Annotated in this window: 15 protein-coding genes; 10 read left to right on the top strand and 5 right to left on the bottom strand. The window is 64.4% G+C overall.

The features are described from left to right. Positions 1-178: 178 nt before the first annotated feature. From AC3A3G_RS15545 to AC3A3G_RS15535, 3 genes are all read left to right on the top strand, one after another. Positions 179-1,156, top strand: a complete 978-nt coding sequence (locus AC3A3G_RS15545) for a zinc-binding dehydrogenase (protein ID WP_487488652.1) — start codon at positions 179-181, stop codon at positions 1,154-1,156. Between the two features lie 402 nt (positions 1,157-1,558). Continuing rightward, positions 1,559-1,840 (top strand): DUF7662 domain-containing protein, encoded by a 282-nt coding sequence (locus AC3A3G_RS15540; protein WP_114817416.1) that lies wholly within the window; start codon positions 1,559-1,561, stop codon positions 1,838-1,840. A 377-nt stretch (positions 1,841-2,217) separates the two neighbouring features. After that, complete coding sequence (locus AC3A3G_RS15535) at positions 2,218-2,598, top strand: hypothetical protein (protein WP_487488651.1); 381 nt, start codon at positions 2,218-2,220, stop codon at positions 2,596-2,598. 33 nt (positions 2,599-2,631) lie between these two features. Here the strand turns inward: AC3A3G_RS15535 and AC3A3G_RS15530 are convergent, their stop codons facing one another. From AC3A3G_RS15530 to AC3A3G_RS15520, 3 genes are all read right to left on the bottom strand, one after another. After that, positions 2,632-2,817: a hypothetical protein gene (locus AC3A3G_RS15530; RefSeq protein ID WP_487488650.1), complete on the bottom strand. Its 186-nt coding sequence runs from the start codon at positions 2,815-2,817 to the stop codon at positions 2,632-2,634. After that, positions 2,814-3,059, bottom strand: a complete 246-nt coding sequence (locus AC3A3G_RS15525) for a hypothetical protein (protein WP_487488649.1) — start codon at positions 3,057-3,059, stop codon at positions 2,814-2,816. The genes AC3A3G_RS15530 and AC3A3G_RS15525 overlap by 4 nt, the downstream gene beginning before the upstream one ends. 636 nt (positions 3,060-3,695) lie before the next feature. Beyond that, entirely contained in the window at positions 3,696-4,742 is a 1,047-nt protein-coding gene (locus AC3A3G_RS15520; RefSeq protein ID WP_487488648.1) for a Crp/Fnr family transcriptional regulator, read from the bottom strand. Positions 4,743-5,018: 276 nt separating this feature from the next. On the opposite strand from AC3A3G_RS15520, the gene AC3A3G_RS15515 reads away from it, so the two are divergent. The 4 genes from AC3A3G_RS15515 to AC3A3G_RS15500 all read left to right on the top strand — a co-directional run bounded on the left by AC3A3G_RS15515 (position 5,019) and on the right by AC3A3G_RS15500 (position 7,612). After that, positions 5,019-5,738, top strand: coding sequence for a Crp/Fnr family transcriptional regulator (locus AC3A3G_RS15515; protein WP_245945152.1), 720 nt, complete (start codon positions 5,019-5,021; stop codon positions 5,736-5,738). Positions 5,739-5,981: 243 nt separating this feature from the next. After that, on the top strand, positions 5,982-6,314 hold the full coding sequence (locus tag AC3A3G_RS15510; RefSeq protein WP_487488647.1) for a hypothetical protein: 333 nt from the start codon (positions 5,982-5,984) through the stop codon (positions 6,312-6,314). 275 nt (positions 6,315-6,589) lie between these two features. Then, positions 6,590-6,946, top strand: a complete 357-nt coding sequence (locus AC3A3G_RS15505; protein WP_487488646.1) for a hypothetical protein — start codon at positions 6,590-6,592, stop codon at positions 6,944-6,946. Positions 6,947-7,033: 87 nt separating this feature from the next. After that, positions 7,034-7,612, top strand: coding sequence for a hypothetical protein (locus AC3A3G_RS15500; protein WP_487488645.1), 579 nt, complete (start codon positions 7,034-7,036; stop codon positions 7,610-7,612). Between the two features lie 425 nt (positions 7,613-8,037). Here the strand turns inward: AC3A3G_RS15500 and xth are convergent, their stop codons facing one another. Together xth and AC3A3G_RS15490 are read right to left on the bottom strand one after the other, a co-directional pair. Next, positions 8,038-8,832 carry an exodeoxyribonuclease III gene (xth, locus tag AC3A3G_RS15495; RefSeq protein WP_487488644.1) on the bottom strand — a complete coding sequence of 265 codons (795 nt, stop codon included), beginning with the start codon at positions 8,830-8,832 and terminating at the stop codon, positions 8,038-8,040. Between the two features lie 738 nt (positions 8,833-9,570). Continuing rightward, positions 9,571-9,834, bottom strand: coding sequence for a hypothetical protein (locus AC3A3G_RS15490; RefSeq protein ID WP_487488643.1), 264 nt, complete (start codon positions 9,832-9,834; stop codon positions 9,571-9,573). Between the two features lie 394 nt (positions 9,835-10,228). Here AC3A3G_RS15490 and AC3A3G_RS15485 point away from each other — a divergent pair, with 394 nt between their 5' ends. From AC3A3G_RS15485 to AC3A3G_RS15475, 3 genes are all read left to right on the top strand, one after another. Further along, the gene (locus AC3A3G_RS15485) at positions 10,229-10,816 is read left to right on the top strand and encodes a hypothetical protein (RefSeq protein WP_487488642.1); all 588 of its coding nucleotides are present in this window, start codon (positions 10,229-10,231) and stop codon (positions 10,814-10,816) included. Between the two features lie 76 nt (positions 10,817-10,892). Continuing rightward, entirely contained in the window at positions 10,893-11,630 is a 738-nt protein-coding gene (locus tag AC3A3G_RS15480) for a fimbrial biogenesis chaperone (RefSeq protein ID WP_463672474.1), read from the top strand. Positions 11,631-11,691: 61 nt separating this feature from the next. Then, a complete protein-coding gene (locus tag AC3A3G_RS15475; RefSeq protein ID WP_487488641.1) occupies positions 11,692-12,042 on the top strand; it encodes a hypothetical protein in 351 nt (116 codons plus the stop codon).

Below are 12,042 nucleotides of genomic sequence, written 5' to 3'. Positions count from 1 at the left end.
GCGATGGACCTCGTTCATTCCCCCGGGGTCCGTCGTCCACGATGACGCGAACAGAACCCGAGAAAACGCCGGGGGAATTGAGGGGAACATTGCAGACGCACGGTGGAGCCCCATCTCAAGCCTCAACCTAATGAACTCGTCATCGGCCAGGGCCGGGCGACGGGTGGAAAGAGACCGAATGCGCAGCCTGATCCACGACAGCTTCGGCGAACCGGCCGAACTCCTCCATCTGGCGGACCTGCCAACGCCTGAACCTGGACCTGGCAAGGTCCGCATCCGCACGACGCTGTCGCCGATCCACAATCATGACCTTTGGACCATCCGCGGCAGCTACGGCTACAAACCGCCCTTGCCCGCCATCGGCGGCAGCGAGGCGGTCGGCGTCATCGAGGCCGTCGGGGAGGGTGTGGACGCCGCTTTGTTGGGGCAGCGGATCGCCGTCGCGGGGGTGCATGGCTGCTGGGCCGAGTACTTCCTGGCTTCGCCGGGCGGTCTGGTTCCCGTGCCGGACGCTGTCAGCGACGAAGCGGCGGCGCAACTGATCGCCATGCCTTTCAGCGCCATCTCCCTTCTGGAGGTCCTGAGCGTGGCCGAAGGCGACTGGATCATCCAGAACGCGGCGAACGGCGCGGTCGGCAAAACCCTGGCCATGCTGGCGAAAGGGCGGGGCGTCAACACAATCAACCTCGTCCGGCGCGACGCCGGCGTGGCTGAGCTGGGGGCGCTGGGCATCGACCATGTGGTCTCCACGGCGACGCCGGACTGGAAAGACCAGGTCCGCGCCCTTCATGGAGAGGCGCCGATCAAGGCGGCGGTGGACTCCATCGGCGGAACATCGAGCGGCGATCTGGCGGAACTGCTCGGCGAAAACGGATTGCTGGTGTCGTTCGGCTCCATGACCGGCGCGGCCATGGAAATTCCCTCCGGAGCGGTGATTTTCAAGCAGCTCACGCTCAGGGGCTTCTGGGGCACCAAGGTGTCGGCGGCCATGCCGTCCGATCAGCACCGCCGTCTTATCGGCGAGCTTCTGACACGCGTCGCCAGCGGTCAGCTCGAATTGCCGGTCGAGGCCATATTCGGGCTCGACGAGGCGTCGCGCGCGGTGGAAGCCTCTCTCGCGCCTGGTAAGGCCGGCAAGGTGCTGTTCCGACCTTAGGGCGACCGACTGATCGGCAGGCGAGCCAGCACCGCCACGAGACGCGCGGGTCGTGGCGCCGGCTGCGATCGCGGAATGATGTTCCAGGCTGTCCCGATTGGCCTGGAACATCACTTCGGCGCGACCGGCGTCGGAGTGGCGCTTGGGCGGTGAGGCAGGGCCCATTAGGCGGAACCTTGTTCGCCTCGCGGGGTTTCGTCCACTCCTCAGCTTCGGCGAGGCGCGGCCCGGCCATTCCCGTCCATTGCCCTCCTTTGCGGCGGAGGCGTCGGGTCGCATTCACGTCCGGCGTCCAGTTGAATCGCCTGTGCGGCCTTCTCTCACGGGGCGGCGTCCCGTATGGACGCCCGCTTGAATTGGGCAGGCGGGTCGTCGTGGCGCGGTGACAGGAGAAGGGTCGACATGGCGAAGTATGAGCCTCTTGCTCGCTACCTGCGCCGCCAGAAGACGGCGGAAGTCGAGCTGAGCTTTCGCGATATCGAACGGATCGTGGGCGGGCTTCTGCCAAAGGCGTCGACCGATCCGAAGTGGTGGCGGGCCGAGGATGCGCCTTCAGCCCCGCCGCAGCAGCGCGCATTCGCCCAGGCGGGATACGTTCCCGAGCCGGAACTGAAAACCGAACGCGTGCGCTTCGTGCGCGCGGCGTCGCGTAGCCCTTCGGCGTCGGACGCTCGGGCGGACTGAGATCGCCCGGCGTCGGTCAGGCGGACCTGGCCGATTGGCCCAGCCTGGACTTCGGCCCGGCGCACCGCGATCACGTCTGGGCCTTGGCGCACAGGGACGGCATGACCGCCTCTGGGGGGCGGGATGCAGCGGGGGACGGAAATCTCCCCATGCAGGTGCTGAGCCGCGCAACCCTCGACCATAAAGTCCAGCAGCAGCCAGGCAAAGGACGAACGACTGATGCGTCTGGTTGGGCTGTCGGGCAGCCTGAGGGCTGTGCGCCATGCGCCGCGTCTGGTGACCGATGACTTGCATATGCTGCACGAGGGGGCGCTTCAGGGGCTTGCGTTGTCCTGTTGCCGACCGTGGCGGTGGCGGGGGATCTGGAGGCCGATCGATTGATCGACCTGTTGCCCGACTGGCGACCGACGAGATGGATTGTCCACGCGGTCTTCCCCTCGAGGCGCGGCCTGCTGCCCTCGGGCTCCTACAACAGCGCCCTGCTGCGGGCGGCCCAGGGCATGACGCGCGAGGGCGTCGAACTAGTCGAGGGCTCGATCCGGGGCATCCCCCTCTATGACGGCGACGGCGAACAAGAGGAGGGGGGCTCACGGCGTGGCCAGAAGGTCCTGTTTCGTCTTTCCTCCCGCCGAGCGTACGGAGATCGGCTGATCCTCGATGAAGCCGAGGCGCAACGCGCTTTTGCACGGGAGGTCGCCGCTTGCCTGCTCGATGCTCATATCCGCACCTTGGCGAAACGCGGGGTCGTACGGGATTGAGACGTGGCATCCGCCCGTCGGGCAGGCATCGCGCTAGGGTTTGGGCCTGGCCTTGAAGGTATCGCCGATCACTGTGGCGTCCGGGCCGTCGGGACCGGCTGCGCGCCGGGACTTGAGCCCGGTGCGCTTCACCGCGGCCTCGGACGTCGAACCGTCGGGACGGCCGCCGGGAGTTGCGGCGTTGGCCTTTCGGCCTTCGCTCTGCTTGGGGTCGCTCATGTCGGCTTCTCCTGTTCGTCGGAATATTGGACGGGCTTTCTCGCGGTGGGCCGCCCTTTTTGCAGTGCGACCGCGGGGCGGCGCGAAGACTGACGCCGGTCGGCGCGCATGATCAGGGTGGTTGCTCCAAGCGTCAGCGCGTCCTCGACCAGCCCGCTCCTCGTCTGTCCGAAACGCCGTAAGGCGCGCTTACGAACCGCGAGCCCGACATATCCGCCGACGACGGCGCCGACAGCGCCCAAGGCTCCCGCCTGGGGCCGCCGGGCATGAGGCGCCAGGGCCGCGCCGGCGAGCGCGCCCGACACAAGTCTCGCGGCCAGGCCGGGGGGAACTGTGCGGTCAGGCGCCGAGCGCATCTTGTCGCCCAGCAGCTCGCCGACGGCTAGGATGCTTGCCCCTATCACGACAGAAGGGCGTCTCATGACTCCCGGGGCGCCGTTGTCCCGCGCCAGGCCGCCTGACCGGGCGGCCATGGCCACAGCCGCAAGCGGCGTCATTGAGCGCTGTCCGGCGACGAGTCCGATCAGCAGAGGGCTCCAGTTCACTGATTTCTCCATCCGCTATCCATGACTGAAGCCAGCGCCTCGCGGTCTGCATGGTTCCCGCCCCTGCAGCGCGGCCCATCAGCAACGCCGCAGTCGGATCGGCGCCACAGGCGCTTAGCGGCGACCGGCGTGAGCCGGGAAAGCCAGGCCGGGAGGTGAGTTGTCCTCGGATCGCTCAAAGGAAAGATCGGAATCTGGCTCAGGGAACATGGCCTGCGCAAGATGGACGCCGCCGATGTCGCCCGTTGTCGCCGGGTCGGGCGAAAAGCTTCAGGCCTTCATGCCCGCAGTGACATACCAGTGGGGCCTTGCTATGCTAGGCCGGAGCCCGGCTCAGCAAGAAGCGGTTGATGCGGGCATGCCAGCGGCGAGGTCAGCGGGATCAGGAAAGGGCGGCGCCCGCCCTGCTTTCAACTGAGATGAATGGGTTTGGGCGGCATCCCAGGATGAGGGTTCGGCGAGCGGCGTCGACTGGACGAGTCTCAGGTTTTCGGCGCGCCTCGGCGCCTCTCCGCAACCGCACGAGGCTTGGCGCAGCCCCTCCAGATCAACGACCTGGACCTTTCCTCGTCCAAAGCGCACCAGGCCCTGCTCCTGCAGTCGGCCCGCCGCCGCATTTACGCTTGTTCGCTGGACGCCCAGCATCGCGGCGAAATCGGCCTGTGTGAGACGAAGCGCGGCGCCGTGGGCGCCGCAGTGAAGCCGTACCAGCCACTTGGCCAGTCGATCCGTCACTAGGTGTGAGGCGTTGCACACCGCCTCAGCGGCCAGGAAGTGCAGGCGCGTCGGCGCCTGACGCGCCACGAGACGTGTCAGCCAGTCGCGGCCGAGGCACCCCACCACGCTCTCGGCCGGTACGCGACAGACCAGAGTTTCGACAATAGCCCGGGCCGGCGCCTGCGGCCCACAAGCGTCCAGCGCCTGATCCCAACCATGAACAGATCCGGACACGACGATGGAGACGCAGATGCGCTGGCGGCCAGGAAACAGGCCCAAGACGCCGGTCAGGATAAAATAGAGCCCGTCATCATCGGGAACGTCCTCTCCCGCAGCGAGCACCTTGAGCTGCCCTCGTTCCATGGCCCGATCCTGGGCGAGGGGCGGCAGGGCCTGGAAGACCGGGTGGTCTTGGATTTCAAGGTGCGATCGGGAAGGCAGGTCGCGGAGATTCATAAGCTGGATCATGGTCTTCATGTCGTACTCCTGAGCCCCGTAGTGTGGCGGTTTGCCCGAAGGCCGCCATTCACATGGGTTAGGAGACTCGCGTTCAGTTGATGGCGGCCACGACGGCGTGGTGTCGGGCAGGCGTCCCTTGGGAACGTGGCGGGCGAGGGCGGGTTTCGAGCCATCCGGAAAGGGAACGGCCATGGTTGGTTTCATCGGTCGCTACAGCGGCCGGGGGCCGGCGTGATGCGTGCCGAAACCGTGGGCGTCTCTTGCCCCGGCGGCTCCGAAGCCAAGCGCGTCATCCTCGAAGATGCGCGCCTTCAGGAAGGTCCGACTGGACCCCAGACGCCGCTTCACCAGAGCGCCCCCCCCCAGACGGCGTGTCCTCGGAGGAAGGCGGGCCTTACCAGGCTGACTCGATCACGAGCGGCGGAACCAGCCCCGCGGCGGACGGTTCTCTCGGAGCGTTACAATAACGAGGAGCGGATCTTGACGGGGCCTCTGGTAGAAAAGCTCTCGAGACGAAACCAGCTGTCCGCCGAAGAGAAAGCAGTGCTTGGCGGCATCCTCGCGCCGCCGACGATGGTCAAGGGCGGAGACGACATCGTACGCCAGCACGCCTCACCCCAACACAGCACGCTTTTGCTGGACGGTTTCGCAGCCCGGTACGTCGTGCTCATGGACGGCGCGCGCCAGATCACGGAGCTGAATGTTCCCGGCGATTTCGTCGACCTCCACAGTCTGCTGATGAGCCCCATGGACCATGGCGTAGCGGCGCTGACGGACTGCACCGTCGCCTACTGCCCGCATGAAGCGCTCCGTGAGGTGACCGAGACCCAGCCGCACCTGACTCGTCTACTGTGGATGGATACCCTGATCGACGCCGCCGTGCATCGCCAATGGCTGGCGGGTCTCGGTCGTCGGGCTGCGACCGGTCGTCTGGCCCATCTTTTATGCGAGTTGTATCTCCGCCTGGAGGTGGTTCACAGGGCGGGCGGGGGCAAGATGACTCTTCCGCTGAGCCAGGCGATCCTCGCGGATGTGCTCGGCCTTTCGACCGTTCACGTTAATCGATGTGTGGCCCAGCTGCGCGAGGAGGGGTTGATCGACTGGAGCAGTCGATCGGTTCGGTTCCTGGACTGGGACCGGTTGGTTCATCTGGCGGAGTTCGATCCCACCTATCTCCGGCTCAGCCGCGAGCCGGTCTAGACAGTCTTTGTTGTTGATCAGCGCGCCGAACCTGAGGCGGCAGCCGCGGGGCTGATCGGCAGCCCGCATGAAGTCGCAGTGTCTAACCACCGGAGCGCTTCCTCTGGCTGCCCTCATCTGGGTCTCTGACCCTGGGGAGGTCGACACCCTCTGTCCGGAACCGGACCCAGGAGACCTTAGCCGGCTCCCCCTGCTTGAGGATATGAATCGGGTTGTCGGGACCCGATCGAACAGGAGCAGACCATGGACAGTCACGACGAAAGCAGAACAGCCGCGTCGCATGCGGGGGGCTCGACGCCCGGGGAACCCCGCTGCGACCAGGAGGAGAAGGCCGATGCGGTTGCGAAAGCCGGCGCGAGCCGCCGCGAGACACTCGCGGGCTCGGCGGTCGGATTTGGCGGCGGCGGTCCGGATAGCGCGGGCGTGTACACGAGTGCTGAACGAGAAGGCATGGGCGTCGAGGAACTCCTGAACGGTGGGCAGGAGGAGGTCTCTTCCCGAACCGAGGTCGAGCGGGGTCGCATCGAGCACCATGTGGGAGAAAAGCCGGGCGCAAGGCCGGTCACGCGAAGATAGACGGCTTTCTGCCGCCGCCACCGCAGAACGTGAGCTAGATGTGGAGACAGCGGTAGATCGACCGTCAGGCTGGATCTGGATTGTCTCGCTCAGCTTCAGGCGCGAACAGTTTAAGTCCGAGGCGGTTCTCTGTGTCGGGAATGCAGCTTAGCGGACCCTGCCGTTTTGCAATGAGGCCCGAGGGACGGGGGTTCGGCGGAATTGTGAGCCCGTCAGCGGAACCCCGGGCCGGAGAGCAGCTTCTTTTCCGGACAGTCTCCCTGAAAGGAAATCACATGACGAGAGCCATCTACGCCCTAGCGGCGGCAGCGCTTCTGCTGACAGCCTGCAGCGACAATTCGGCGGACGAGGGTAGGGTCGAAGGCCCGGTGGTTTCTGAATCCGATGCGCCGCGCAATCCCTCGGTCGACATGTCCTCGAACCCCGCCGACGCGAGCCTCACTCCGGGCGCCAACTCCTTTACCGAAGCCCAGGCGCGCTCGGCCATCGAGAAGCAGGGTTACACGGGTGTCGGGCCCCTGAGCCAGGACTCGTCGGGAATCTGGACGGCGGTCGCCACCAAGGACGGGGCGGAGAGCCAGGTCTCCGTCGATTACAAGGGGGTCGTCAGCGCCGCCCCTTCGACTCGCTAGAATCACTTCAGTTTCAAGGAAATGCACATGGCTACGGTCACTCGACTATTCGACACGCACACCCAGGCGCTTGAGGCTGTTTCCGCCTTGGAAGCCGCCGGCTTTGATCATCACAAGATCAGCTTGATTTCGAACAACGCAGACAACTGGCACGAGGGTCATCGTCACGCAGACGACCGCAAGCTTGGAGATCTGAACGGAGACGGTGAGAACGATATCGCTGAAGGCGCCGGCAAGGGCGCTGCGACCGGCGGTGTTCTGGGCGCGGGCGCCGGAGTGCTCGCTGGCCTCGGCATGTTGGCGATCCCCGGACTTGGCCCCGTTGTGGCGGCCGGTTGGCTTGCTTCGACCGCGGTGGCGGCGGTGGCGGGCGCAGCTGTCGGCGGAACCGCCGGCGGCTTGCTCGGAGCGTTGAAGGAGGCGGGTCATTCCGACGAAGAAGCCCATGTCTATGCCGAAGGCGTTCGTCGTGGCGGCACGTTGGTGAGCGTGAAGGCGGACGAATCCGAGCGGGTGCGTATCGAGACCATCCTCAACGACCGTCGGGGCTTCGATTCTCAGGCGCGCGTCGGGGCCTACCGTGAAGGCGGCTGGTCCACCTTCGACCCGGCGGCTCAGCCCTGGACGACCGACCAGATCGAACAGGAACGGGCTCGATATCGCTAATCGCCGTAACCGCGAGAATGCTATCGGGATGATCTGATAGAGTGGTGATGCGCTTCATGAAGATCTCTCGGCCCTCCGTCGCAAGACGGAGGGCCTTTTTCATGCGGGGTCAGGGAGCAGGGGGACGGCTTTCGTGTGCACGGGCGGTCGAATGTTCGGCAGGCGGCACGAAGAACAGCCCGGTCCTTAGGCCATTCCGAGTCACACTCTTTTTGAAAAGGACTCGCCACGAACGCTCAGGAATCAGGCGCTAGCGCGCTGGCTGGCATCGCCTTCCAGCTCACCCTGCTTGACAAGCTGGTGGAGAAAGGGGTGCTGGATTCGGACGAGGTTCAACTCATTCTTCTTGAGGCCGACGCCAGGCTCGCCCAGAGCCCGAATATGACGGTCACCGGCAGGTTCCTTGCGGATCTGAGAAAGGACCTTCATCTGAAGGCGGGCGACGGCAAGTCCTCCAGCTGAATCCAGACCGGGGCGTGATCGCTGGTCTTCGCCCAGCCTCTGACGTGGCGGTCAACCTCAGCTTCGCGAAGCCGGTTTCGGAGGGACGGGCTGAGGAGGAGGTGGTCGATTCTCAGTCCGGCGTCCCGCGAAAAGCCATTCCGGAAGTAATCCCAGAATGTGTAGATTTTCTCGTCTGGGTGCAGGGTGCGCAGGGCGTCAGTCCATCCCTGATCCAGCAGACGCGCATAGGCGTTTCGGACCTCCGGACGGAAGAGGGCGTCACCCTTCCAGCGCTCAGGTTTGTAGACGTCCAAGTCGGTCGGCATGACGTTGTAGTCGCCTGCAAGAACCACGGGCGCCCCGCTCGCCATCAGGCTTGCAGCGTGGGCCGTAAAGGCCTCGAACCAGCGAAGCTTGTGGTCGAATTTGGGGCCCGGAGCGGGGTTCCCATTCGGGAGGTAGAGGCAGCCCACAAGCACCCCGTTGACCGCCGCCTCGATGTAGCGGCTCTGCGAGAGGTCGGGATCGCCCGGCAAACCTCGGCGGGTCTCGTGGATTGTGGCGTCACGAGCCAGAATGGCCACGCCGTTCCAGCTCTTCTGGCCCAGCCAGATCGCGTCATAGCCTGCGTCTCGGATTGCCGCTGCGGGAAAGTTCGTCTGCTGGGCCTTGAGCTCCTGGAGGCAGACGACGTCGGGTCGCGCAGTTTCGAGCCACTGCAGTAGAACGGGAAGCCGCCCGTTCACGCCGTTCACGTTATAGGTCGCGATCTTCATGTCATCTCGCCAACCTCATGTCGCAGTGCGGAGGGGGGCATTCTGAAGGGGGCCGGATCATAGAGCTTCCTGTCAGGAACCCCCGTGCAGGGCGGTCAGAGCTAGACCGAAATGCGGGTAGCCCCCGCGATGTTCCTCTCTGAACGAAGAAGGGTGAGGAGCAGCAGCTTGATGGCGATCCCGACGGAACGACTGACGTAGACACGCTGACTGTTCCGCCGAGCGTTGCTGGCGCAGGTCAGCACCGACGGGTCATCCAAGGCTCCTCTGATCGCGCAGGTTTCCTCGTGACGCAGGACCCGATCCCGAGGGGATCCTTCTCCCATTGGCCGCACCCTCGCAATTGCGCTGGTGTCCGGGCCCTTTAGCTACCGATTTTGGGGTCCAATTGGCTGACTCACTGAACGATCCTGAGGCGAGAAAGCGGCTTATCATCAGGGTTGGATGATATTTGATGAAACGCCCTGAAACCCAGTGAAGTCCATATTCCGTCTGGTTGCTTGTCAGGAAAAAGCGCGTCGCCAACTGTAGCGGAGGAGAAGCTCCTCAGCCTCAAGCCGCACCCTGTTCCACACGTGACTAGCATGGTGGTCCCGATCGTCTTGCTGATCCTGGCGCGGGTTGTAATGTCCATCGTCGGCGACCCGGTCGTAGGCTGAAGCCTTTAGCGGCTCCCTCCAGGAGTATCTTCTTTGTAGGTCCAAGGAGGACTGCCACACGGCGCTGGTGGGGCAGGCGTCAGGCGCCGTCCTCGCCTTCCTGCTCGCGCAATTCTGAAAGCAATCCTTCCCACTTCACGTCGCATTCGGTCTGCGCTTGTTCAAGCCAGAGGGCGATAGCGGCTTGGCGGCGAACGATGTCTTTCATCTGGCCATCCAAGTCGTCGTCAGCCGCTTCGCCGATGGCGAAGAGGGCCATCATATCCCTGATGGCCTGCATCCGACCGACAAGCGTGCCGAGGCGGAAGCTCGGATCGTTGTGGATGCTGCTTTTGTCTTCCATCACATCACCATGCCGAGCCTTGGTTAGATGAGCGCTTAACTAGCTTAAAATGCGCCCGCATGGCGCGTGGCTTGTCTTGGGTCAGTTCCTCTCCTCAAAACCCATGGATGAGAAGACCGGCTCAGCTTCGATCACGGTGGGGGGCGTAGCCGGCTAGGTGATTTTGCAACGTAATCAGCATGCTGGCCGTGAGGGTTGTCGATTGCTGCAAGTGGTGAAGCACTCCAGCCATGCGAGAAAATAGCAATATTGACTAGGCAACTATGACCACGCGCTTGAGGGATGCCCATGGCCGATGGCGAGTTCAATATGGCCTCAATGTGGTGACAGCCGCATTGTCCGGTCCATCGAGGGATGTGACCGATTTTTCAAGCACAATCAATCGGAGGTTATTATGCGTAACTTTGTAATGGTGGCTACCGCTGCCGCAGCTTTGCTCGCTATTCCTGCCGTATCTAGCGCACAGACGAACGTGACTGTGACCACCAGCGTCAGTGACTTCTGCGGCATTGGCCTGGCCAATGTGGCAGGGGGCAATGCTGCCGTCGCCAATGGCGTTCGGCAGAAAGTCACCACTCTGCGCATGTCCTGCAACGCCGCCACCGGGGCGAAGCTGACCTCGAGCGCACAGAACGGTGACTTCAAGTCTCCGGCCGGCGTGCTGATCAACTATGACTGGGATCTGGTCGTTCAGGGCGTGCCGGCTCTCGGCTTCGCCGCCGTCGACACCTACCCGGGCAGCCCCGCGATCGTCACCAACTCGGGCGGCTATAGCCAGGCCCTGGCTGACGGCATCTTCGCCGATCTGTTCCTGAACCTCTGCTACAACGTCCCAGGCGGCCCTGGCGTGGGCGGAACTCAAGGCGACCCGACCAACCCTGGCTCTTCGGGTTGCGCGGCTGCGCCCTCCGGCCCCGGTGCGGCTTCTGCGCCCGCCGGCACCTATACGGAAGTCTTTACCTTCGCGTTGAACCCGGCCTGACCGGAAAGGGAAGCGGGGAGCCGATGGAGCGGCTCCCCGTTTTTCTGCGCTTTAACCTGCATGGGAGGATGCAGTCATGAGATTGCAAACAGTCGCGGCAGCCGTCGCTGCCCTAGTCCTGAGTCTCGGGTCGACCGGCGACAGTCGCGCCATGGACGTGTCGCCTATGGTGGCCAAGATCACGCCGTCCGGCAGCGGATCGAGCTATCGGTTGACGGTGCGAAATGACAGCGCCGCCGCAGCGACGGTCGAGATTGAAGTCTATCGGATGCAGGTCGATGAGACCGGCGCTCGCAGTCTGACGCCCGAAGATAACGACATAGTCGTTTTCCCCGTCCAGTCGGTGATCCCGCCGAACCGCGAGCAGGTTGTCCAAGTCCGCTATCTTGGCGACGCCAGCAGTGAAGGCCGGATGTATCTGGTTCGTGCGGCGCAGTTGCCGATCAATATGCAGACGACGACCGAGAGCGGTGGAGCCGGAGCCGACATCAAGGTCGCGTTCACCATCAACACCTATGTCTTTGTCGCACCCGCGAATGCACGAGCGGCGGTTGAAGTGACGTCGGTGTCGCGGGAAGCTAACGGCGATGTGCTCTTGTCGGCTCACAACACGGGCGCAGGTTTCGCTCATCTTCGAGAAGCCCGGTTCACGCTGACAACGTCCGACGGCAAGGTGCATGAAGTTCCGGCGGCGGATGTCGACGTCGGAGAGGTCAGCGTGATCGCCGGCGGCGCCACGCGCAGGATTCGTATCCCTGCGGCGTTAGCGGCAGGGGCAAACGGCGACGTCACTGCGTCGATCGCCCTCCTGTGAAATGGCCGCTGGACGCACGACCTGGCGGCGCCTCGGCGTTGCGGCATGCTTGGGGGGCAGTGTGGCCTCGCCCTGTCGAGCCGAGGCGTCACGCGCCTCGGACGAGGTGGTGCGAACGGCGCGCGACTATTCCGTCGAAGCGTTCGGATCTCCGACCGCAGTGATGGTTCCGGTTGAACGGGACGCCTCCAACGTCCCGTTCGCCGCCGGCGCCGCCCCGGTCAATCCCCCCATGACCGGCGCGGTGACCGGCGGACCCCAGGACGAGGCCCCCAGCGCTCGTCCGACGCCGGTATTGACGCCGATCCAGGGTCCATTGACGCTCGATGGGCTATTGTTCGGCGTCAGCGCCTTTGGCACAGATCTGGGGTTGCGGATAATGGAGGGATTGGGTCTCGTCGCAGTGACGTAA

The organism is Brevundimonas sp. Soil_N_31 (assembly GCF_057655995.1).
This window is presented reverse-complemented; position numbering and strand designations above follow the sequence as displayed.

Coding starts and splice junctions, on each gene's coding strand:
- AC3A3G_RS15530 (WP_487488650.1), bottom strand. CDS start 2,817: ATGAGCGACCCCAAGCAGAGCGAAGGCCGAAAGGCCAACGCCGCAACT.
- AC3A3G_RS15480 (WP_463672474.1), top strand. CDS start 10,893: ATGAGATTGCAAACAGTCGCGGCAGCCGTCGCTGCCCTAGTCCTGAGT.
- AC3A3G_RS15540 (WP_114817416.1), top strand. CDS start 1,559: ATGGCGAAGTATGAGCCTCTTGCTCGCTACCTGCGCCGCCAGAAGACG.
- AC3A3G_RS15520 (WP_487488648.1), bottom strand. CDS start 4,742: ATGAAACCAACCATGGCCGTTCCCTTTCCGGATGGCTCGAAACCCGCC.
- AC3A3G_RS15485 (WP_487488642.1), top strand. CDS start 10,229: ATGCGTAACTTTGTAATGGTGGCTACCGCTGCCGCAGCTTTGCTCGCT.
- AC3A3G_RS15510 (WP_487488647.1), top strand. CDS start 5,982: ATGGACAGTCACGACGAAAGCAGAACAGCCGCGTCGCATGCGGGGGGC.
- AC3A3G_RS15490 (WP_487488643.1), bottom strand. CDS start 9,834: ATGGAAGACAAAAGCAGCATCCACAACGATCCGAGCTTCCGCCTCGGC.
- AC3A3G_RS15505 (WP_487488646.1), top strand. CDS start 6,590: ATGACGAGAGCCATCTACGCCCTAGCGGCGGCAGCGCTTCTGCTGACA.
- xth (WP_487488644.1), bottom strand. CDS start 8,832: ATGAAGATCGCGACCTATAACGTGAACGGCGTGAACGGGCGGCTTCCC.
- AC3A3G_RS15545 (WP_487488652.1), top strand. CDS start 179: ATGCGCAGCCTGATCCACGACAGCTTCGGCGAACCGGCCGAACTCCTC.